23 protein-coding genes are annotated in these 20411 nt (G+C 67.6%); 8 read left to right on the forward strand and 15 right to left on the reverse strand.

Translation table 11 applies throughout. From position 1 onward, the window contains the following. Positions 1-24: 24 nt before the first annotated feature. Positions 25-648, reverse strand: coding sequence for a TIGR03085 family metal-binding protein (locus tag NA11_RS03410; protein ID WP_069160248.1), 624 nt, complete (start codon positions 646-648; stop codon positions 25-27). 249 nt (positions 649-897) lie between these two features. On the opposite strand from NA11_RS03410, the gene NA11_RS03415 reads away from it, so the two are divergent. Further along, complete coding sequence (locus tag NA11_RS03415) at positions 898-1302, forward strand: DUF4189 domain-containing protein (RefSeq protein ID WP_167837553.1); 405 nt, start codon at positions 898-900, stop codon at positions 1300-1302. 29 nt (positions 1303-1331) lie between these two features. After that, the gene (locus tag NA11_RS03420) at positions 1332-1895 is read left to right on the forward strand and encodes a WKL family lipoprotein (protein WP_069160267.1); all 564 of its coding nucleotides are present in this window, start codon (positions 1332-1334) and stop codon (positions 1893-1895) included. 60 nt (positions 1896-1955) lie between these two features. Here the strand turns inward: NA11_RS03420 and NA11_RS03425 are convergent, their stop codons facing one another. Both NA11_RS03425 and dapA read right to left on the reverse strand, forming a co-directional pair. Next, on the reverse strand, positions 1956-3809 hold the full coding sequence (locus NA11_RS03425; RefSeq protein ID WP_439957040.1) for a ribonuclease J: 1854 nt from the start codon (positions 3807-3809) through the stop codon (positions 1956-1958). Positions 3810-4065: 256 nt separating this feature from the next. Continuing rightward, on the reverse strand, positions 4066-4974 hold the full coding sequence (gene dapA, locus NA11_RS03430) for a 4-hydroxy-tetrahydrodipicolinate synthase (RefSeq protein WP_069160250.1): 909 nt from the start codon (positions 4972-4974) through the stop codon (positions 4066-4068). 148 nt (positions 4975-5122) lie between these two features. Here dapA and NA11_RS03435 point away from each other — a divergent pair, with 148 nt between their 5' ends. Then, positions 5123-5569, forward strand: coding sequence for a toxin-antitoxin system HicB family antitoxin (locus NA11_RS03435; protein WP_069160251.1), 447 nt, complete (start codon positions 5123-5125; stop codon positions 5567-5569). Positions 5570-5620: 51 nt separating this feature from the next. On the opposite strand, the gene NA11_RS03440 is transcribed toward NA11_RS03435, so the two are convergent. The 8 genes from NA11_RS03440 to dapB form a co-directional block, all read right to left on the reverse strand. Then, complete coding sequence (locus NA11_RS03440; protein ID WP_069160252.1) at positions 5621-6820, reverse strand: winged helix-turn-helix domain-containing protein; 1200 nt, start codon at positions 6818-6820, stop codon at positions 5621-5623. Positions 6821-6956: 136 nt separating this feature from the next. After that, complete coding sequence (locus tag NA11_RS03445; RefSeq protein ID WP_069160253.1) at positions 6957-7976, reverse strand: DUF8320 family protein; 1020 nt, start codon at positions 7974-7976, stop codon at positions 6957-6959. Next, on the reverse strand, positions 7969-9258 hold the full coding sequence (locus tag NA11_RS03450; protein ID WP_069160254.1) for a sensor histidine kinase: 1290 nt from the start codon (positions 9256-9258) through the stop codon (positions 7969-7971). Before NA11_RS03450 ends, NA11_RS03445 begins: the two co-directional genes overlap by 8 nt. A 64-nt stretch (positions 9259-9322) precedes the next feature. Further along, entirely contained in the window at positions 9323-10021 is a 699-nt protein-coding gene (locus NA11_RS03455) for a response regulator transcription factor (protein WP_141717381.1), read from the reverse strand. Between the two features lie 157 nt (positions 10022-10178). Next, the gene (locus NA11_RS03460; RefSeq protein WP_069160269.1) at positions 10179-10580 is read right to left on the reverse strand and encodes a flavodoxin family protein; all 402 of its coding nucleotides are present in this window, start codon (positions 10578-10580) and stop codon (positions 10179-10181) included. A gap of 137 nt (positions 10581-10717) precedes the next feature. Then, positions 10718-11278, reverse strand: coding sequence for a hypothetical protein (locus NA11_RS03465; protein ID WP_069160255.1), 561 nt, complete (start codon positions 11276-11278; stop codon positions 10718-10720). Positions 11279-11328: 50 nt separating this feature from the next. Further along, positions 11329-11832: a hypothetical protein gene (locus NA11_RS03470; protein ID WP_069160270.1), complete on the reverse strand. Its 504-nt coding sequence runs from the start codon at positions 11830-11832 to the stop codon at positions 11329-11331. A gap of 46 nt (positions 11833-11878) precedes the next feature. After that, positions 11879-12625, reverse strand: a complete 747-nt coding sequence (dapB, locus tag NA11_RS03475; protein ID WP_069160256.1) for a 4-hydroxy-tetrahydrodipicolinate reductase — start codon at positions 12623-12625, stop codon at positions 11879-11881. A 152-nt stretch (positions 12626-12777) separates the two neighbouring features. Here dapB and NA11_RS03480 point away from each other — a divergent pair, with 152 nt between their 5' ends. Then, positions 12778-13599 carry an alpha/beta fold hydrolase gene (locus NA11_RS03480; RefSeq protein WP_084654039.1) on the forward strand — a complete coding sequence of 274 codons (822 nt, stop codon included), beginning with the start codon at positions 12778-12780 and terminating at the stop codon, positions 13597-13599. Here the strand turns inward: NA11_RS03480 and NA11_RS03485 are convergent. Beyond that, positions 13586-14026: a winged helix DNA-binding protein gene (locus NA11_RS03485; RefSeq protein WP_069160258.1), complete on the reverse strand. Its 441-nt coding sequence runs from the start codon at positions 14024-14026 to the stop codon at positions 13586-13588. The two genes, NA11_RS03480 and NA11_RS03485, sit on opposite strands and share 14 nt — an antisense overlap. Positions 14027-14118: 92 nt before the next feature. Here NA11_RS03485 and NA11_RS03490 point away from each other — a divergent pair, with 92 nt between their 5' ends. Then, a complete protein-coding gene (locus NA11_RS03490) occupies positions 14119-14565 on the forward strand; it encodes a MarR family winged helix-turn-helix transcriptional regulator (RefSeq protein WP_069160271.1) in 447 nt (148 codons plus the stop codon). Positions 14566-14576: 11 nt separating this feature from the next. On the opposite strand, the gene NA11_RS03495 is transcribed toward NA11_RS03490, so the two are convergent. From NA11_RS03495 to NA11_RS03500, 3 genes are all read right to left on the reverse strand, one after another. Continuing rightward, a complete protein-coding gene (locus tag NA11_RS03495) occupies positions 14577-15689 on the reverse strand; it encodes an alcohol dehydrogenase catalytic domain-containing protein (RefSeq protein ID WP_069160259.1) in 1113 nt (370 codons plus the stop codon). A 77-nt stretch (positions 15690-15766) separates the two neighbouring features. Next, positions 15767-16048 carry a hypothetical protein gene (locus tag NA11_RS44615; protein WP_141717382.1) on the reverse strand — a complete coding sequence of 94 codons (282 nt, stop codon included), beginning with the start codon at positions 16046-16048 and terminating at the stop codon, positions 15767-15769. After that, positions 16045-17265: a DUF418 domain-containing protein gene (locus NA11_RS03500; protein ID WP_069160260.1), complete on the reverse strand. Its 1221-nt coding sequence runs from the start codon at positions 17263-17265 to the stop codon at positions 16045-16047. Before NA11_RS03500 ends, NA11_RS44615 begins: the two co-directional genes overlap by 4 nt. Positions 17266-17467: 202 nt before the next feature. Here NA11_RS03500 and NA11_RS03505 point away from each other — a divergent pair, with 202 nt between their 5' ends. From NA11_RS03505 to NA11_RS03515, 3 genes are all read left to right on the forward strand, one after another. Continuing rightward, the gene (locus NA11_RS03505; RefSeq protein ID WP_069160261.1) at positions 17468-18124 is read left to right on the forward strand and encodes a response regulator; all 657 of its coding nucleotides are present in this window, start codon (positions 17468-17470) and stop codon (positions 18122-18124) included. Next, on the forward strand, positions 18121-19203 hold the full coding sequence (locus NA11_RS03510) for a sensor histidine kinase (RefSeq protein WP_069160262.1): 1083 nt from the start codon (positions 18121-18123) through the stop codon (positions 19201-19203). The genes NA11_RS03505 and NA11_RS03510 overlap by 4 nt, the downstream gene beginning before the upstream one ends. Before the next feature lie 73 nt (positions 19204-19276). Then, positions 19277-19741, forward strand: coding sequence for a VOC family protein (locus NA11_RS03515; RefSeq protein WP_439957041.1), 465 nt, complete (start codon positions 19277-19279; stop codon positions 19739-19741). The last annotated feature ends 670 nt before the right edge of the window (positions 19742-20411 follow it).

Consider the following 20411-nt stretch of genomic DNA (forward strand, 5'->3'; position numbering starts at 1 on the left):
GCTCGTCACCGAGATCGCGCCGGTTCACACCGAACGGTCGAGGCCGAGAACGGCACGCACTGCTTCCGGGTCACCAGACGTTTCCAGCCGGACCTCGTCCCGGCCGAACGCGTGCAGGAGCAACTCCGAGGGTTTGCCGGTGAGCGTCACTTCGCCGCCCGGCTTCGAGTGCACCACCGCGCGTTTGCCGTCCGACGTCGCCAGGACGACCGTCACCGGCGAGCGGCGGTAGGCCCGGCGGCCCATCCGGCGAGCGAAGGACCAGAGGGCATCTTCGTCGGCGGCGGGCAGCTCACGTGGCTCCCAGCCGGGGGTGCCGCGGCGGATGTCTTCGTGGTGGACGAACATCTCGGTCAGGTTCACGATCGCGTCGACCGGTCGCAGCGGCGACCACCACGGCGGCCCGGTGCGGATTTCCTCGAGCAGCTCAGGGAACGGCTTGCGGGCCGTTTTCGACTGCACCCCATCGAGATAGCCGGCGAACGGCTTCAGCATGATGCCGGGCGAGGCGTCGGGCCGTCGCTCACGAACCACCAAGTGCGCGGCGAGGTCTCGCACCGTCCATTCTCCGCAGAGGGTCGGCGCCTCCGGGCCGGCGGCCGTCATCGCCTCGACCAGTTGCTGTCGTTCGCGCTGCGCCATGCTCATCCATTGAACATACCGACCACCCCATTCCGCGGAACGCACCGACCACCCCATTCCGGACGCTTCCCACTGCTGCGAATACCCGGGTTGACAGTCCCAGCGACACGCCAGTTCACTCGGCCGATGCAACGCCGATCTTCCGCAATCCCGGACGACACCAGGACATGTCGACACGCCAGGCCCCGATTTGTCGGGTAGCGCAATGGGTGTTCGCTATGTACCTTGTCACTCGGTCCATCGGGTCGTGGACTCTTGAACAAGAAGGGCAAATTCCCTGTGAAGAAGTTTGTTTCCGGCGCAGCTGTTCTGGTTGCGGCCGGTTGCGCGCTCGCTTTCAGCGCTCCTGCCGCACAAGCCGCGCCGTACAACTACGGCGCCATCGCGCTTTCCACCTCCACCGGTTTGATCGGTTATTCCTACGATTACCCGGATTCCGCTGCGGCACAGTCACGTGCCGTCCGCCAGTGCGGCGCAGGCGACTGCCAGTCGGTGGTCTGGTTCGCCAATGGCTGTGGCGCCGTGGCGTATTCCAGCCGCACCGGCACCTACAGCTGGTCGTACGCCGCGTCGCGTAGCCGTGCCCAGAGCAAGGCACTGTCGAACAACTACTCCGACGCGTACATCGTGCACTGGAACTGCACGTCCAACCACGGCTGATGTCCGCGCTTCGATTCAGGGGAAACATCGTGAAACACCGCACTTTCCGGACCGCCGTGGCCGTCGTCCTGACCGCCGCCGCGTGCACACTCACCGCCTGCGCCTCGGGCGACGACAAGAAGACCGACTCGCCGAGCAGCACCGCCAAAGCCGACACCGCACCCGGTGAACTGCAGGGCGGCAGCGACAAGGGCGAGAAGGAGACCGGCGCTGTGCCGACCACTCCGTCCTCGCCTTCGCTGGCCAAGCCCTCGGTGGAGCAGCTGAACGAGCGCCTGAGCAAGGCGTTCGATCCGGCTGTGCCGAACAAGGAGAAGATCAGCTGGATCCAGGCCGCCGAGCAGGATCCGTACCTGGTCGCGAACCTGGTCGACGCCGCCAAGAAGCAGGACGTCAAGGTCAAGGTCACCAAGGTCGGCGACCCGGCGGACGGCAAGCTGAAGGCCGACGCCGACGTCACCATCGCGGGCACCCCGGTGCAGAACGCCTTCATCTCGTTCGTCTCCGAGGGCGGCGAGTGGAAGGTCGACCACACCTTCGCGTGCAACATCGTCAAGAGCGCGAAGATCGAATCCGCGGCCTGCCAGGAGTGAGCTAGCCCGTACGACAAGCGCCGGATGCCAAGGGCATCCGGCGCTTTCGTGTATCCGGTATCAGACGCCGATGACGGTCGGCACGATCATCGGGCGCCGCCGGTAGGTATCGGCGACCCAGCGACCGACCACGCGCCGCACGCTCTGCGCGATCCGATGCGTATCGGTGACGCCCTCGGTCGCCAACCGCAGCAGTTCCGCTTCGACCAACTCGGCCGCGTCACTGAGCGCCGTCGGATCATCGGAGAAGCCGCGCCCGCTGACCTCCGGCGCGCTGACCGCCTTGCCGGTGGTCTCGTCGATCGCGACGGTGATCGAGATGAAGCCGCCCTCGCCGAGCACCAGCCGATCCGACAGCGTCGATTCGCCGACGTCGCCGACCGAGAGCCCGTCGACATACACGTGCCCGACCGGCACCCGTCCGACGATCGAGGCGATGCCGTCGACCAGATCGACCACGACGCCGTCCTCGGCGAGCATGACCCGGTCCTCCGGCACACCGGTCGCGATGGCCAGCGCGGCATTGGCGCGCAGATGCCGCCATTCACCGTGCACCGGCATGGCATTGGTCGGCCGCACCGCGTTGTACAGGTACAGCAGCTCGCCCGCCGAGGCGTGCCCCGAGACGTGCACCTTGGCGTTCTGCTGGGTGATCACGGTGGCGCCGAGCCTGGCCAGTCCGTTCACCACCGCGAACACCGAGTTCTCGTTGCCGGGGATGAGCGAGGAGGCCAGCACCACGAGATCGTCCTGGCGGATGTTGATTTGGCGATGATCGCCGCGCGCCATCCTGGACAGCGCCGACAGCGGCTCGCCCTGCGAACCGGTGGAGATCAGCACCAGCCGATCACCGGGCAGCGTCGCGGCCTGGTCGAGATCGACGACCACGCTGTCCGGCACCGTCAGATAGCCGAGATCCTGCGCGATCTGCATGTTGCGGACCATCGAGCGGCCGACGAAACACACTCGCCTGCCGTACTTCTGGGCGACGTCGACCACCTGCTGGATGCGATGCACGTGGCTGGCGAACGAGGCGACGATCACCCGATTGCGCGCCTTGCCGATCACCGTGTCGAGCACGCCGCCGATCTCCCGCTCCGGCGTGACGAAGCCGGGCACCTCGGCGTTGGTCGAGTCGACCAGGAACAGATCGACACCCTCGTCGCCGAGCCGGGAGAAACCGGCGAGGTCGGTGAGGCGACCGTCGAGCGGCAGCTGGTCGAGCTTGATGTCGCCGGTGTGCAGCGCCACGCCCGCCGGGGTGCGGATGGCGACGGCCAGCGCGTCCGGGATGGAGTGATTGACGGCGAAGTACTCACAGCTGAAGGGGCCGTGCGTGGTGTGCTGACCCTCGATGACCTCGAGCAGCTTCGGCTGCTGGCGGTGCTCCCGGCATTTCGCCGCGACCAGCGCGAGCGTGAACTTCGAACCGATGACCGGGATGTCGGAGCGCAGTCGCAGCAGGAACGGCACCGCGCCGATGTGGTCCTCATGGCCGTGCGTGAGCACGACCGCGACGACGTCGTTGATCCGGTGCTCGATGGGCCGGAAGTCGGGCAGGATCAGGTCGACGCCGGGCTGCTGGTCCTCAGGGAACAGCACGCCGCAGTCGACGATGAGCAGCTTGCCGCCGTACTCGAAAACGGTCATGTTGCGGCCGATTTCGCCGATGCCGCCGAGCGCGAACACGCGCAGGCCGTTCTTGGCGAGCTTCGGCGGGGCACCGAGCCGATCGTGCGCTGCGGCCGCGGCCCGCGGATCCGGTTGCGGCGCCGACTGTTCGCCGCGGCCTCGGCCGGACTGCTGGCGGCCTCGGCCGGACTTCCGTGCCGGCTGGGCTGCCTCGGCACGCGGACCCGACTTCTTCGCCGGCGCCTTGTTCGCGGCGTTCGACTTCGTCTGCGCGGTCCGCATCGCGGCAGGCTGGTCGGTCGCTACCGAGGACACCGGCTGGACCCCCGATCGCTCCACGACTGGCTGCACCGCGGGCGCGTGTTGCGCCGACGCCGCAGGCTTTTCGGTGCGCACCGGCTGCTCGACCGGAGCGGGCGGTCCCGCGGTGCGAGACGCGGTACGACGAGGACGACGTGCTGCCGATTCACTCATGACTGCACCTCGCTGACGCTCAGTTCCGTCATGCGCGATACGCGCTGTAAAACAATTCGTTCACTCATGCGTTAACCCCTGCCGCTCGTAGGTCGGCGGCAAGGAGGTCGAGTTGTTCCGGTGCCGGCATCAACTGCGGCAACCGTGGCTCACCCGCCTCGATGCCGAGCAGGCGCAGCGCGCCCTTACTCATCGCGACGCCGCCGAGGCGGAACATCGCGGCGTTCAACGGCACCAGGCTCGCGTTGATGTCCCTGGCACGCACGACGTCGCCCGCGGTGTAGGCGTCGAGCATCTGCCGAAGCCGTTCCGGCACGAGATGGCCGATCACGCTGATGAATCCGGTCGCGCCGACCGAAAGCCACGGCAGGTTCAGCGTGTCGTCGCCGGAGTAGAAGGCCAATCCGGTGTTCGCGATCAGGTCGGCGCCCGCGTTGATGTCGCCCTTGGCGTCCTTCACCGCGACGATGCGCGGGTGCTCGGCGAGGCGGCGGATGGTGTCGGTGGCGATCGGCACCACCGAGCGCGGCGGAATGTCGTAGAGGGTGACCGGCAGGTCGGTGGCATCGGCGACCGCGGTGAAGTGCGCGAGCAATCCGTCCTGGGACGGGCGCGAGTAGTACGGGGTCACCACGAGCAGGCCGTGCGCGCCCGCACGCTGGGCGTTGCGCGCGAGTTCGATGGAGTGCGCGGTGTCGTAGGTGCCTGCGCCCGCGATCACGGTGGCCCTGGTGCCGACCGCGTCGACGACGGCGCGGAGCAGGTCCGCCTTCTCCGATTCGGTGGTGGTCGGCGACTCGCCGGTGGTCCCGGAGATCGCGAGCAGATCGACGCCGCGATCGACCAGGCGCGCCGCGAGCGCGACCCCGGCATCGACGTTGAGCTTGCCGTCGGCACTGAAGGGGGTCACCATCGCGACACCGACCGTGCCGGAGGCTTTCAGCTCCGCAGGCGTCGATTCACCGTTCGTCATGGTCAGAAAGGCTACCCGGTCGCAGGAACGCACTCGACACCGTCGCCTCCGTACGCACCGGCCAGTCGAGTGATCCACCTGCTACTGCCGCCAACATGATGTCATCTCCGCCCTTGCCTGACATCAAGTATGGCATCACACTGATGTCATGGATCTGAACAAGTACACCGACCGCCTGCGCGCGGACCTCATCGCAGCCGCCGCCCTCGGCGACGAAAAAACCCAGGCCACCGCTGCGGCGCTGGCCGCGGCGACGGAAAGTTCGGCCCGGCTGGTGCTCTTCGCCGCGCTGTCCGAGCTGGCCACCGAGGTCAACGCCGAGCTCACCGACCGCGCCGTGCACCTGTCCTTCGACGGCACCGAGGCCAAGGTCGACCTCCGCAAGAAGACGTCATCGGACGACAATCCGACCTTCGAGGAAATGACCGGCGATATCAGCCGGGTCACCCTGCGTCTCGTCGAGCAATTGAAGGCGAAGGCGGAAGAGGCGGCCGCGCAGAGCGGTCAGTCGCTGAATTCCTGGATGTCCGGCGCGGTCTCCGGTGCGTTGCGCGATCAGATGATGCGCGGTTACGGACCCAAGCGCGACGTGTGAGTTGATAAGCGACACAGGGCTTCTCGCGTTTCGCCGCAGCGGGATATCCGGCTAGAGAAGCGGAGCCAGATTACCCTTCGCGCCGACGACCACCTTGTCGAGCTCCAGCCAATCGGCCATGTCGCGGAGTGCCTCGGTGAGGGCGTCGGCGGTGGCGGGGGTGTCGTAGCCGGGTTCGGCAAAGGCGCCCGGCACGGAGAGCCTGCCTGCGGCGCGTTCGGCACGGAGGTCGACGCGGCCGACGAGCTCGCCGTTGAGTAGGAACGGGAAGACGTAATAGCCGTGTACCCGTTTGGGTTCCGGCGTGTAGATCTCGATGCGGTAGTGGAAGTCGAAGAGTCGTTCGGTGCGGGCGCGGAAGAAGACCAGCGGGTCGAACGGGCACAGCAGCGCCGCGCCTTCGACGCGGCGTGGCATCGGGGTGCCGGCCCGCAAGTAGCCGGGTTTGTCCCAGCCCTCGACCTCGACCGGGATCAGCTCCTCCGCGTCGACGAGGTCGGCGATGGCCGGTTCGGTTTGCTTGCGGTGCAGGCGGTAGTAGTCGCGCAGGTCGGTTTCGGTGCCGATGCCGTGCGCGGTGGCCGCGCGCAGCACCAGCTCGCGCACGGCGTCTTCCTCGGAGACGGTGCGCGCCAAGATATCCGGCGGGATCACCCGCTCGGCCAGGTCGTAGTGCCTGGCGAAGGCGACCCGCTTGTCCACGGAGAGTGCGCCCGCCGCGAACAGCTGCTCACAGATCATCTTCGTGTCGCTCAAGTTCCACCAGGAACCCTTGCCGCGCGGCTTGTCCAGTTCCAGGTGCCGTTCCACTTCACCGGCAGTGCACGCACCGGCCTCGGTGATCACGTCCAGGATGTCCCGGCCCAGGGTCGGGTTGCGCTCCACCACCTTGCGCATGCCGGACCAGCGCCCGTGCTCGTATTGCGCCATCCGCCAGCGCATCAGCGGCCAGTCCTCGACCGGAATCAGCGCGGCCTCGTGCGCCCAATACTCCACCAGCCGCCGCGGCTTGCGCGCGCCATTGCTCCACACCGCCTCGTCGAGCAGCGTGCGATCGTAGGCGCCGATCCGGCTGAACACCGGCGCGTAGTGCGCCCGCACCACCGCCGATACCGAATCCAGTTGCAGCAGTTGGGTTTTCTCCAAAACCCCGAGCACCGACCGGCGCGTCGTCCGAGCAGGCTTGCGCGCCGCAAAGCCTTGGGCCGCCACCGCCACCCGCCGCGCTACCCCGGCACTGATCTTCCGCATACCCGAACAATGCCATGCCCCACCGACAAACTTTTCACACCGTTCGAGCCGGAGGCCACACGACGCACAGCGAGTCACCACCCCACGGGGCAGGAGAACCGCTGCGCGGGCAAGGAGGCATTGCGTGTGCTAGCGACTATGTAGAGACGGTGACCGTGCCCGCCGCATCGATCTCGGTGCGACGGTCCTGAGTCGGGGCATTGGCGAGGACCGTCGCCAGAATGCGACGACCCATCGGAAGCACCCTGACGGTCACCGAGCCGGCGTTGGCGGCGTCCAATTCCTTTGTCGCGGCCTCGATTACCTGCTGACGCACCCACCGGGGCACCCCGGCGAAACCACCGTCGTCCAGCAGCACCACCTCGACGCCACGCGATCGGGCACCACGGGCCGCACTGCTGAGTTCGTCCGTGACGAGTTGCGGTGCGCGCAATCCGTCCCTGAGCTCGGCTTCCAGCAGCCTGCACTGCTCACGCTCGGTGGCGGTGAGTTCGACCCCGTCGGCGATGCGTTCCAGGATCGGCCGCGCCACCTTGTCGAGGCGAGCCAGCTGCCGGTCCCGTTCCCCGTTCTCCGCGGCCATGGTGGCCTCGGCGGCCGCCCGCATCGCCGACTCCTCGCGCAGCAGCCGCAGCGAACGCTGGGTGGGCCGCATGATCACCGCGAAGAGCGACACCCCGGCCACCGTCGCGATCGGCACGAACGATCCGGCGATCACCGCGCCGCGCAATCCGCTCACCACGCCGACGAACGCGATGATCGCCGCGACACCGCCGACACCGAGCCAGGCCGAACCGAGCCTGCCGCGCAACACAAGCACCGCAAGTACATACGACGCCGCGAACGCCGTCACCACCTGCTTCGACCAGCCCGACTCGGCGTTGAACGCGGTGATCGCCGTCGCCGCCGGTCCGGACGCGGCCACGAACACGGTCGCGGGCCACGGCAGCGGATCGACCGGGATCACCAACACCAGCACCCCGGCCGCGGCAAGCAGCACCAAAGCCGTCACCGCCGGAATCAACGGCGACTCACCGAAATTGCGCACCATGTACAGCACGATGGTGGCCTCGAGAATGAGCAGGAACAGCCCTGCCGCCGGATCCCGCAGGCCGAGCAGATCGCGCAGCCCGAATTCGACGTTGGTCTCAGCCATCACTGCCCCACACCAAGGTCACCGTCGTGCCTTCGCCCGGCTGTGACTCGACAAAGCCTGCGCCGCCGGCCAGCTGCCGCATCCGGCCGAGAATGCTGACCGAGATGCCGAGGCGATCGGCGGACACCTGACTCAGGTCGAAACCCGCACCGTCATCACGGAATACCACCCGGATACCGCCCGCGCTGATGGTCACCGTGACGGTGCGCTGCACCTCGCGGCCGGGCACGGTGGCGTGCCGCAGGCTGTTGCGCACGGCCTCGGTGAGCGCGGCGGCGATGGTGCCCGCGGCGTCCACCGGCAGTCGCAGATCATCGATGCCGGACCAGCGGCGCGCGGTGAACCGGATATCGGTGTTGACCTCGTGCACCGCCGAACGCAGGAAACCGGTGGCAGACTGCGCATCCAAACGATTCGGTTCCGTCTCCCCGACCCGGCACTCATCGAGCTGTTCGAGCGTCCGTTCGGCCTGACGGCGCAGCACCGGCGAATCGGTGCCTGCCCTGGACGCGTCGAGCAAGGTGGACAGCACCGCGTCGTGGATCAACGCCGCGAAGCGGGCCCGCTCTCGATCGCGGGCTGCGGCACCCGCGACGGCGGCGGCCCGTCTGCTCTCGATTGCCGACTCCCGATCCACCCGATCCGCGGCAGCTTTGGCGTACACCGCGCACCAGAGGAACAACGCGCACAGTGCGGCCGACTGCACGAAGTCACCGGCCGATCCCAACGGCGTCACGCTCGGGTGCACCCGATTGTTCGCCATCGCCGCGACAGCCGAACCGAGCACCAGATAGCCGACCGCCAGCGCAGGCCGCCACGCCAGCACGGCCGTGAGCACACCCAACGCCAGCACCCGATACAGCCAGACCGCCGTGCCGGGGGGCGCCGGAGCCGGATACGCGAACGGGATCACCACCATCGAGATCAGGAAGCACACCGCCGCCGCACCCGCGACCAGCTGAGTGGCCTGCCTGCTCAACGTGACCGACACGACCGCGAGCACCGGGAACAACCCGAACGCGAGCACCATCGTTGCGACGGTCCAGCCGACATCGATGATCCCGCGCTGACCCGTGATCTCCGGCAGTTCCACCACCGCGACGATCACCCCGGCGATCCCGATCGCCAACCCGAACCGTCGCAGAATCCGATCGGCGGCGCCCTCGTAACCGCGGCGCTGGGTCGCCGCGACGAGACGCCGTCGCCAACGGCTCGCTCCGGCGGGCTCTAGCGACATCGGGTGGGAGTTCGGCGAGGTGTCCAGCATGCTGGACGCGGTCATGCGTGTGGCTCGCTGCTCGACTCCGGCATGCCCACGTAGTCGACTGTGCATGTCGTGTGCTCGTTCATGCGCGCGGATGCCGCTCGGGCACCGGCAGCCAACCGTCCTCCACCGCCCGCTTGTACAGGTCGGTCTTGGTCGGCGCGGGACGTCCCGCGTCGGCATACTTTTGCCGGATACGGCCGAGATAGTCGTTGACCGTCTGTTCGGACAGGCCGGTCAACCGTGCGACCCGGGACGCCTTCTCCCCGGACGCATACAGCGTGAGCACCTCTTCCTGACGCGGGCTCAGGCCGACGTCGGACAATTGCGGATCGCCGTCGATGGCAGCGGCCCAGTCGGTGGTCACCACCTGCTCGCCGGACGCAGCGCGGCGGACCGCCGCGACCACGGTCTGCACATCCTCGGACTTGCGCACCACGCCGAGCACACCTGCACGCGCGGCGGATCGCACCAGGAACGCGTTGTCCGCGCCGGTGAAGATCAGCACCTCGATGCCGCGGTCACGCAGCATGCGCACATTGTCTTCGGGCGTCGACCCATCGGCCAGACGCAGATCGAGTACGACCAGATCCAGTTGCGGCAGGTTCTGAGCGGCGGCCAGCAGTTCCGGCACTGTGCCAGCGGTCGTCATCAGGTCGAGGTCGGGTTCCGGCGCCAACATGGCGGCCAGTCCGATCGCTACTGATTCGTGGTCTTCGACCACTCCGATCCGGCGCGGTGCGTTTTCGCCCCCTTCGGCCAACGTCACCTCAATCTCCATTCCCGAGCAACTCGTACACGTCCCCACCGCAACAACGTTCAACCAGTATGCCGGGCCGCCGCTTCGAAAGGTCAGACACCAGAAATCGGGGCCGCTCGATTACCTGTCAACCGGAAGGTTTTCGTCCCCAGCTATCTCAGGGAGAAAACATGCTTCATCAGCCCATCAGCTGGGCAGCGAGCGTCGCGCCGAGCTCCCAGCAACCCTGGATATCGTCCTTGCCCGGCGCGCCCGACACGACGACCGGCGCCGCGGCCTGCACCCAACCGAGGCCGGTGGTCACGCTCGCGATGGCCCGTTCCGCGCCCTCGGTGCCCTCGTTGCCGTGCAGGTAGAAACCGAAAGGTCGGCCGCGAGTGGAGTCGAGGACCGGGTAGTAGAAGGTGTCGAAGGCGTGCTTGAGCGCGCCGGACATGTAGCCGAGGTTCGCGGGGGTGCCGAGCAGGTAGCCGTCGGCGGCCAGCACGTCGGGGGCGGTGACGGCGAGGGCCGCGCGGCGGACGACCTCGACGCCCTCGATGTCCGGGTCGGTCGCGCCTGCGACGACGGCCTCGAACATCGCCTGCAGGTGCGGGGACGGCGTGTGATGGATGATCAGCAGCTGCGCCACGGGACGAGCCTAGTGGTGCGGGGTGTGGCGATCGCGTGGATGGGTTCCGCGGCAGCGCGCCGGCGACGAACTCACTGTTGTGCGGATCAGTCCTCGGCCGTGTCCAGCATCGCCTTCTTCATGGCGATCATTTGCTCGTCGTACAACGCGAGGATCGCGTCGTCGTCCTCGAACCCCTCCCGCAACTTCGTGCCGTATTTCTCGTTCGCCTGCTTGCGGTAGTTCGACCACTCGGCACTGGACTCGGCGGAAGTGCAGGTCAGGAATCGCCACATGCGGATGTTGTCCGGCTCCGCGGATCCGGCCGGCGGCGCCCAATCTGCCCGATGGCGGAACAGATTGCTGCGGGCGATATTTATCCGATCATAAGTGCCGAAGTCGAGCGGGCTGAGCTTGTACGCCTCGTAATAAGCGATGAGCCTCTTGTCACTCATCTGCTTCCGCGCCTTCGTCAGATCTTCTCGCGGATTCGCCGGGTTGTCGCACCACACCTCCACGATCTCGCTCCAGGTCTTCGTGTTCGCTTCGGCCTGCTCGTCCGAGTGTTCCTCGGCCCTCGAGGCCGGGCTGCTGGCGTGGGCGGGAACGGCAAAAGTAATGAACAGGACGGAAATTCCGGCGACAAGAGCGGGCAGACGCAGTTTCATCGAGCTCCCTACCTCGTTCGACGTAGTGGCAATGGTGCGACAGGTGCACGCTAACGTGTTTGGTCGCGTTCGAGCTTTTCCAGCGCGACGGCGCGGCGCATGGTTTCGCGGGCGCGGGCGCGGTCACCGGCATAGTCGTAGGCGCGGGCAAGACGATAGGAGACCCGCCAATTGTCGGGGTCGGCTTCCCATTCGGCTTTGACGCGGTCGAACAAGGCGTCGGCGGCTTCGCGTTCGATGCGGCCGGAGGGACGGCGCGGCAGGTCGGAGGTGTCGAGTTCCCGTCCCTCGTCGTGCATGCGGCGCGCAAGATGCTGATGGGCGAGCGCGGCGCGGACGGTGGCAACGACGACCCAGACGCCGACCAGCGGCAACAGCAGCACACCGATGCCGATCAAGATGCCGGTGACCTCGCCGGAACCGATGAGGCTGAACGCGATTCGGCCGAGCAGCAGGAAGTAGAAGCCGAGCACCAACACCAAGACCGCGATGAAGGCTACGAGCTTGACGACTTCCCGGTTCTGCCCGGCATCGTTCGACTCGGCGTCGCTCACGTCCACGCCTCGGCGGCGCGGCCCACGCGCACTCGCCCGCGCTCGTTCACAGATCGAGGAACGGGTCGAGCCCGACGGTCAGGCCGGGGCGGCCGGCGATCTCGCGGACGCCGAGGAGCACGCCGGGGGCGAACGACGATCGGTCGATGGAATCGTGCCGGATGGTGAGGGTTTCGCCCTGGGTGCCGAACAGCACCTCCTGGTGCGCGACCAGGCCGGCCAGTCGCACCGAGTGCACGCGGACGCCGTCGACGTCGGCGCCGCGGGCGCCCTCGAGTTCGGCCGTGGTGGCATCGGGGCTGCGGCCGACACCTGCCTGTTCCCGGGCGGCGGCGATCAGTCCGGCGGTGCGGTAGGCCGTGCCGGAGGGCGCGTCGGCCTTGTTCGGGTGGTGCAGTTCGATGACCTCCACCGATTCGAAGAACCTGGCGGCCTGTTCGGCGAAGCGCATGGACAGCACCGCGCCGATGGCGAAGTTCGGGGCGATCAGCACGCCGGTCTCGGGGCGGTCGGCCAGCCAGCCGCGCACCTCGTCGAGGCGGGCGGCGTCGAAGCCGGTGGTGCCGACGACCGCATGAATGCCGTTCTGCACCAGGAACTTCAGGTTCCCCATCACCACATCCGGGTGCGTGAAGTCGACAACCACCTGCGTGTTCGCGGCCGTGAACGCGTCGAGCGCATCGTCCTTGTCGACCGCCGCGACCAACTCCAGATCGGCAGCCGCCTCCACAGCAGCACAGATCGCCTGCCCCACTTTGCCGCGCGCTCCAAGCACACCGACCCGAATGGTCACCGCATCTCCCTCTTTCCGCTTCCCGTCGCAGCCAGCGTATCGACCGCGCCGCGGCCCCGGCCCTCGACCTCTCCGATCTTGCGCGAGGGCTGCCATACATTGCTACATGCGCATGTTTGCGCATTGTGGGAAACTGACCTAACGTCGCGGGGGTGACTTCGATTCGTGAGCGGGCAGCGGTTTTTCTCCGAGAGCACGACAGCAAGAAACTTGATGTCGGGCAGCATGATTGGCATTACTACAGCGGTGGGGCCGGGGAGCCGGTGTTGTTGCTGACCGGGGGTGCGGGGATCGGGATCGGGTGGGTGGATTTGGCGCTGGCGTTGGTGCCGCGGTTCCGGACGGTGGCGCCGGACTATCCGTCGAGTGTCGGTTCGTGTGACGAGCTGATCGATGGGCTGGTTGCGGTGCTCGACGCGGAGGGCATCGAGCGGGCGCACGTGGTCGGGCAGTCGGCGGGCGGGATGTATGCGGAGCTGTTGTCGCGGCGGGCGCCGGAGCGGGTTCGATCGCTGACTTTCTCCAGCACCGGGCTGTACGGGCCGGAGGATGTCGATCGGCTGCGGTCGGCAGTCGAATCCACATTGGCGACACCGTGGTCGGAGACGCAGGAGCTGATTCGCACGAGGTTGCGGAACACCTGGACGGGCGCCGATGACGCGGAGTTCTGGATCGAGCAGGTGATCGCGGCGGGCGATGCGGCGGGTAGCGCGGGTGCCGCCAGCTCCTATCGACTACTACTCGAGATCGCCGAAGGTGTCGATGACCTGATGCGACAGCCCGCGTGGCAGGGGCCGACGCTGATCTTCCGGGCGGACGACGATCCGCTGATCACCACCACTCACGCCGAGCGGCTGCGAGTTCTGCACCCGGACTGCGATTTTCGCACCTTCCCCGACGGTGGCCATTCCTTGTTGATCAGCCGGACCACCGACTACATCAGCACGGTGACGGACTTCCTCACCGCATCCTGACCGGCGCGGCGGCGCTCGGGCCGGCAGACATGTTGACTGCCATCTTCTCGAGCACCCGCAAGGTTTCGGCGAACTGCTCGTCGGAGATTCCTTCGGCCATTTGCCGACGACGAGCCCCGATTCGAATCCACGCCGCGTCGTGGACCGCGCGCCCTGCATCGGTCAGTGCGAGCAGGTCCGCGTCCGCGACGAGCAGCCCCCTGGCCAGCAGTGCTGTCAGTTCGTCCGCCCATTCCGCCGGGTCGTGCAGGAATGCGTCCAGCGCGGCGCGTACCTCGTCCGCCCGCTGTGGTCCGTCCGCGAGCGAGTGCAGGATCTGCCAGTGCCGCCTGCTCAGCTCGCCCGCGGCGAGGTCCTCGTCGAAACGTTCGTTGATCAGGCGATCGAGTTCCACGAGCCAGTATCCGATTCGGCGCTGTAGGGCCATCGTTCCTCCGCAACATGTCAATCAACAATTACATGTACTATGACATGTATTGGTGGCAGGTGGAAGAGTGCAGGGCAAGGAGGCACGACCCGATGGACGAGCACGAGGCGATCACCGAAACCGTCGAAGCGGCGATGGTCCGCATCCGGCGCAGGCAGACCCGCGGTGCACTCGGCGGCGACACACCGATCCCCGTCGCGGTATTCCGGGTTCTCGACGCGGTGGCCGCCGACGAGTCCACCACCGTCAGCACCATCGCCCCGACGCTTGGCGTCGACCAGCCCCGAGCGAGCCGCCTTGTCGCACAGGCGGTTTCCCTCGAGCTCCTGGAACGAGTAGCCGACCAGCAGGACGGCCGCCGCGCCATGCTCCGGCTCACCGGCGCTGGGCAGCAGGCGGTGGCGGCCGCCCAGACCGGCCGCCGCACCGCCATGGCCGCGGCGATGTCCGACTGGACCCCCGCCGAACGCGCCGAATTCGCCCGCCTACTCAGTCGTTTCGTCGACGCGATGGACGAGGGCCGGGGCCACCCTCAGTAGTCGGTGCAATCTCAATCGAAGACGATCACCTGTCGCAGCGCGTGCCCTGCCGCGAGTTCGTCCATTGCCGCATTGATGTCGTCGAGGCCGATATGCGCCGAGACCAGCCGTTCCACCGGCAGGCGCCCCTCGCGCCACATCCGGACATACGCCGGGATATCGCGGGCGGGCACCGCCGAACCCAGGTAGCTACCCACAATCGAGCGTCCCTGGGCAACCAGACCGAGGGGTGAGATAGCGGCACGGGCCTCGGGCGCGGGCAGGCCGACCGTCACCGTGGTGCCACCGGCAGCCGTTGCGGCAACGGCGGTTTCGAAGGCGCGGACGTTGCCCGCCGCCTCGACCACGATCTCCGCCTGCACGCCGAGCTCGGCGACCTGCGCCGGAGTGTAGGCGGCGGTCGCGCCCAACTCCCTTGCGAGAGTGAGCTTTTCCGGCACCGTGTCGACGGCGATCATCTCGTGCCCCTCGGCCGCCAACGACACCGCGACGAGCACCGCGGCCATCCCGACGCCACCGAGCCCGACCACCATGATCCGGTCCCCCGGTGCCGGCTTCGCCGAATTCAGCAGTGCCCCACCACCGGTCAGCACCGCGCAACCGAGCACGGCCGCGACCTCCGGCGGCACGTCGTCGTCCACCGGCACCACCGACCTGCGGTCCACCACCGCGTGCGTCGCGAACGCGGACACCCCGAGATGGTGGTGCACCTCGTCGCCGTCGCGATGCAGCCGCCGACCACCACCGAGCAGTTCACCGGCATTGTTGGCGGCACTGCCCGGCACACACGGCGTCCGCCCGTCGGTCGCGCACCCCGCGCAGTCGCCGCAGCGCGGCAGGAAGGTCATCACCACACGCTGCCCGACCGCGAGATCGCTGCCACCCGGCCCGATCGCCTCGATCCGGCCCGCCGCCTCGTGCCCGAGCAGCATCGGCACCGGCCGGACCCGATTGCCGTCCACCACCGACAGGTCCGAATGGCACAGCCCGGCCGCCTCGATCCGAACAAGCAGCTCACCGGCTTCCGGCGCACCGAGCTCCAGCTCACCCACCCTGATCGGCGCCGACTCGGCGAACGGCACGGGCGCCGCGATCCGTTCCAGGACCGCCCCACGAATCTTCATTCCGCCGACGCTACCGCCCCAACTGTCCCAGGCACAGCGCTCGCGGTGCCTCGGGTCGCCTGTCCGAATCACCACACTCAGCGGATCCGCAGTGCGCCCGCACCACACCACCCGAGGGACACGACGACCCGCGCGGCCCTACCGCATCCACTCGGCCCATCCACCCGCAACAGACCACGACGACCCGCGTGGACAACCGCGATCCCGTCGAGCAGGATGCGGCTGTCCACACAGGGCCGGTCACCGGAGTAGCTCGAACAAGCAACCCTGCCAGGGCAGAAGAGCAAGGTCAGCACTAGCGCCGCAGCGACGGCCCCGATCACCACGCCCTCCCTGGTCGAGGTGATCGGATGGCTCATCGCACTCGCCCGGCCACTGCCGTCGCCCGGTTCAGCAACCACTCCAAGGGGCCGCGGCGGAAGAAATGGGTCCAGCAGTAGGCGAACATCAGGATGATCGCGCTCAGGCCGAGCAGCACCGGGAGGGAATCGGCCGGGAGGGTGTCGAAGCCGAGCACCGCGATCGCGATGACGTGAAACACGTAGGCGGTCAACGACATACTGCCGACCGCGATGAGCGGCGCAGTCACCCGCCGGAACCGCAGGGATCTGTCGCAAGCCACCAAGCAGCCGATCAGGACCGTGAGCGCGACACCGGCGTTCGCGAGGATCGACAACGTAGTTTCACTGTGCGGCACCGCAACCAGCTGAGACCGCCAGCCCGACGGCACCTCGGCCACGTCGGACCACCACGGCGCGTTCATGATCCCGGACCACTTGGTCGTGCCGGGCACCAAATGCATTGCCAGGGCCGAACCGCCGTAGCCGAGCACTGCGAGGCCGACACCGACCGCGAGCAGCCGGATCCGAATCACGGTGGCGGACAGATCGAATCGCGCCACCGCCATCCCGGCGAGAACGAACGGAAGCCAGGCCAGCGCCGGATAGCTACCGGTGAACAGCAAACCCATGATCCCGCCGGGGCTGCCGATCGGCTCGCCGCGGCCGCTCAGCCAGGCGAGCGGGTCGAAGCGATCGGCGGCGGCGGTCCAGTCGGAATTCGACCCGGTCAGCAGGAACAAGATCTGCGGAAGCACCAGGGCGCTCACCGCCGCGACCACCGCCAAGGTGACGGCACGCAGCCGGTACAACGGCAGGACCAGAACGAAGTACAGACCGTAATAGGCCAGGATCACCTCGACCTCGGTGCCGAGCGCGGTCAACAGGGTGCCGAGCACGAGCAGAATGCCCGCCCGGATCAGCACCCGCACCACCGCCTGCCTGCCGTCGCGGCCCGTCTTCGGCGCCCGGCGGCCGGTCAGCAACACGATCGAGAAACCCGCGAGGAACGCGAACAGCGCCGACGACCGGCCATGCGCCACCTCCATGACGAACCCGGTGACGCCGCCATGCACCGGGTCCGGCCCCACGTGCGCGGCGAACATGCCGAGCACGGCGATGCCACGGGCGAGGTCGACGCCGACCAGCCGGGCGCCCGCCCGCGCGGCCGCCACGCGGCCCGTGTCGTCCCCTCGAACCAACCGATCCGGTTCGGCCGAAAGTGCGTTGTATGCCATGACTTTAAGCGTTGAGCAGGCACGACGGCGCGGGTATCCGGCACGTGTCCGGAGCACCTCCGCAGACCGGCGGCCTCGACCCCGCCGATCGGCCGGACCACCCCCGCCGATCGGCCATCGCCCGGGTCGTCGACGGCTCCGCGGGCAATCCCGCTCTAGGCTCACACCCGGAACTGGCGGAACAGCGAAAGGGGTGCGGCGGGTGATCCGGGTGGTGGTCGTCGACGACGAGGCGCTGGTGCGTTCCGGTTTTCAACTGATCCTGAACGCGGCCCCCGACATCGAGGTGGTCGCCACGGCAACCGGGTCGGAGGCGGTGGCGGCGGTCGAACGGGAACGCCCCGACGTCGTCCTGCTCGACATCAGAATGCCCGACGTGGACGGCCTGACCGTGCTGCGCCAGATCCGCGCCATGCCCGGCGCTCCGGTGGTGGCGATGCTGACGACGTTCGACACCGACGACTACATCCTGTCCGCATTGCGTTCGGGTGCAGCAGGTTTCGTCTTGAAAGACACCGAACCCGAGCAGCTGGCGCAGCTGACCCGCACCCTGGTTGCCGGCGGCGTCGTGCTGTCGCCGAAGGTCTCGGCGGCCCTGCTGCGCAATGCCGAACCGGCCGCCACCGCCGACATCGATGCGGATGCCGGACGCATCCAACGGCTCACCGACCGCGAGCGCGCGGTCCTCGTGCTGGTCGCCGCCGGCCTGTCCAACGCCGAGATCGGGCAGCGCATCCACCTGAGCGTCGGCACGGTGAAAGACCATGTCAGCGCGATTTTCACCAAATTGCGGGTGACCAGCCGGGTGCAGGCGGCACTGCTCGCGCAACGCGCAGGCCTGCTGGACGGACAACCATGACCAGGTTCACCCCGTGGCTGATCGACCTCGCGCTGATCGCGGTGGCCGTGCTGGACCTGATCGCCGACACCGGCGAAACATCGCTGATCGAACGCACCGTCGGCGGCATAGCGTGCGCGGCGCTGTTGCTGCGCAGGCGTTTTCCACTGCCTGCCTATCTGCTGACGCTGCCGGGGAGTTGGATCCTCGCCAACCTCGCCGCCCCGGCGATCGCGCTCTACACGCTCGCGGAGCGAACCAAGAACCGCGCACTGCTGGTGGCGGCCGTGCTGGCCACCTCGATCGCCGCCGCCGCGCCGTTTCCGCTCGGGGCGGTCGACGACCGGCCAGGCACCGTCGTCAGCTTCGCCTATTCGCTCGCCTGGGCGGGTGCCCCGGTGCTGCTCGGCCAACTCATGCAGACCCGCCGTGATCTGAAGGCCAGGTTGGTCGAGATCGAAGAGGCACGCGACCACGAGCGGCAGTTGCACGCCCAGGCAGTGCTGGCCCGCGAACGCGCCCAGATCGGCCGCGAAATGCACGATGTCGTCGCCCATCAGGTCAGCCTGATCGCGGTGCGCGCGGGCGCACTGCAGGTCGCGGCCGCCGATGCGGACGCGATCGACGCCGCCCGCACCATCCGCCGACTCAGCGTCGACACCCTCGACGAACTACGCCACATGGTGACGTTGCTGCGTGCGGCAGGCGGGCAGAGCACGGAGCTCACCCCGCAACCGACGCTCGCCGACCTGCGAAAGCTGCTCGACTCCAGCGGAATCGAGGTCGAATTCAGCGGCACGTTGCCCGACGATCTCGGTGCGCCCGGGCAGCGCACGATCTATCGAACCGTGCAGGAAGCGCTCACCAACGTCCGCAAGCACGCGCCTGGCGCGACCGCGACGGTCCAGTTGTGGCACGACACAGAGCATTTCGGTGTCACCGTGACCAATACCGAGCCGACCCGGCCTGCGGTGGCGTTGCCGAGTTCGCGCCACGGCCTGGTCGGTTTGGCCGAACGCGCCGAATTGCTCGGCGGCACTTTCCGATCCGGGCCGACTCTTGATCGGGGATACCGCGCCGAACTGCGCTTGCCGCGATGATGTCGATCGTGGTGTCGGTCACGGGGCACTGGCGAAATCCGTCGGAGGTTTGCTAGCGTCGTCCGACGTGACGGTGCTCCCGTTGGCCGCCTTGTACCGAGCCCGGGGTCGGGACCGTCACGGCACAAGGAGAAATCCCCTGTCAGTACAGTTCAATCACACCATTGTCGGTTGTCACGACAATCGGGTGACCGCCGAATTCTGGGCGGACATCCTCGGTTCGGAAATCGGGGCGGAGTGGGGTCCATTCATCCCGCTCCCAATGGATAACGCAGTCACCTTCGACTTCGCGAAAATCCCCCCGCACGTCACCGAAATCGCACCGCAGCACTACGCCTTCCTGGTCTCCGACGACGTCTTCGACGCGGCATACGCCAAGATCCAGCGCTACAAGCTGGAGCATTGGGCCGACCCGCGCCAACAAGGCGTCAACGAGATCAACCACAACGATGGCGGCCGCGGCGTCTATTTCCTCGACCCGAACGGTCACTTCCTGGAGTTGATCACCGTCCCGTACGGCGGTTGGCCGAGTAAGTAGTCCAGGCTGGCCGACCAGGCGAAACAGGCTGGCCGACCGGGATGACACAGGTGGCCGACCAGGTGACACGGGTTGGCAGACCAGGTGACATCAACTGGCCGACCAGGTATCGGACGAGAGGCGGTGCCCACCCGGCGCCGCCTCTCCCCTCCCACAACCTGCAACCGTGGTCCGTTCGAGCGCTGACCACCCCCGAACAGCCCACACCTGCACCAACTCTCGACCCACCCGCACACCCGAGCCCTGGATCAACTGCCATCCCAATTCGGCGTGAGAGAAATGGTTGCCGACCGTCATTGGCGTGAGAGAAGTGGTTGCAGAGGCTCGTTGGCGTGAGAGAAATGGTTGCTGAACCTGATTGGCGTGAGTGAAGTGGTTGCGACGCGTGTCGCGACACGCACCATTCCTCTCACGCCAACACTTCAAGATCGCTTTGAAGGTCCCCGAGCCGAACCACCGGCCGATGCCCCGGAGGCAGTTGCGACCCCATTGACGGGAGAAAAATGGTTGTCGCCCTGTTGACGGGAGAGAGATGGTTGTCGCCCCGTTGACGGGAGAGAAATGGTTGCTACCCGTTGAGCGGAGAGAAATGGTTGCTGACAACCGTTGACCGGAGTCTTATGGTTGCAACACGCCGCGCGACACGCACCATTTCTCTCCGCTCAACATC

This window comes from Nocardia altamirensis NBRC 108246 (assembly GCF_001612685.1).
Classification (GTDB): domain Bacteria; phylum Actinomycetota; class Actinomycetes; order Mycobacteriales; family Mycobacteriaceae; genus Nocardia; species Nocardia altamirensis.

Bases quoted from the DNA above. Each gene is read 5' to 3' on its own strand.
- NA11_RS03440 (WP_069160252.1), bottom strand. From the start codon at position 6,820: ATGCGGAAGATCAGTGCCGGGGTAGCGCGGCGGGTGGCGGTGGCGGCC.
- NA11_RS03485 (WP_069160258.1), bottom strand. From the start codon at position 14,026: ATGGCCCTACAGCGCCGAATCGGATACTGGCTCGTGGAACTCGATCGC.
- NA11_RS03410 (WP_069160248.1), bottom strand. From the start codon at position 648: ATGAGCATGGCGCAGCGCGAACGACAGCAACTGGTCGAGGCGATGACG.
- NA11_RS03445 (WP_069160253.1), bottom strand. From the start codon at position 7,976: ATGGCTGAGACCAACGTCGAATTCGGGCTGCGCGATCTGCTCGGCCTG.
- NA11_RS03450 (WP_069160254.1), bottom strand. From the start codon at position 9,258: ATGACCGCGTCCAGCATGCTGGACACCTCGCCGAACTCCCACCCGATG.
- dapA (WP_069160250.1), bottom strand. From the start codon at position 4,974: ATGACGAACGGTGAATCGACGCCTGCGGAGCTGAAAGCCTCCGGCACG.
- NA11_RS03455 (WP_141717381.1), bottom strand. From the start codon at position 10,021: ATGGAGATTGAGGTGACGTTGGCCGAAGGGGGCGAAAACGCACCGCGC.
- NA11_RS03510 (WP_069160262.1), top strand. From the start codon at position 18,121: ATGACCAGGTTCACCCCGTGGCTGATCGACCTCGCGCTGATCGCGGTG.
- NA11_RS03425 (WP_439957040.1), bottom strand. From the start codon at position 3,809: ATGCGGACCGCGCAGACGAAGTCGAACGCCGCGAACAAGGCGCCGGCG.
- NA11_RS03490 (WP_069160271.1), top strand. From the start codon at position 14,119: ATGGACGAGCACGAGGCGATCACCGAAACCGTCGAAGCGGCGATGGTC.
- NA11_RS03460 (WP_069160269.1), bottom strand. From the start codon at position 10,580: ATGTTCGAGGCCGTCGTCGCAGGCGCGACCGACCCGGACATCGAGGGC.
- NA11_RS44615 (WP_141717382.1), bottom strand. From the start codon at position 16,048: ATGAGCCATCCGATCACCTCGACCAGGGAGGGCGTGGTGATCGGGGCC.
- NA11_RS03500 (WP_069160260.1), bottom strand. From the start codon at position 17,265: ATGGCATACAACGCACTTTCGGCCGAACCGGATCGGTTGGTTCGAGGG.
- NA11_RS03495 (WP_069160259.1), bottom strand. From the start codon at position 15,689: ATGAAGATTCGTGGGGCGGTCCTGGAACGGATCGCGGCGCCCGTGCCG.
- NA11_RS03465 (WP_069160255.1), bottom strand. From the start codon at position 11,278: ATGAAACTGCGTCTGCCCGCTCTTGTCGCCGGAATTTCCGTCCTGTTC.
- NA11_RS03435 (WP_069160251.1), top strand. From the start codon at position 5,123: ATGGATCTGAACAAGTACACCGACCGCCTGCGCGCGGACCTCATCGCA.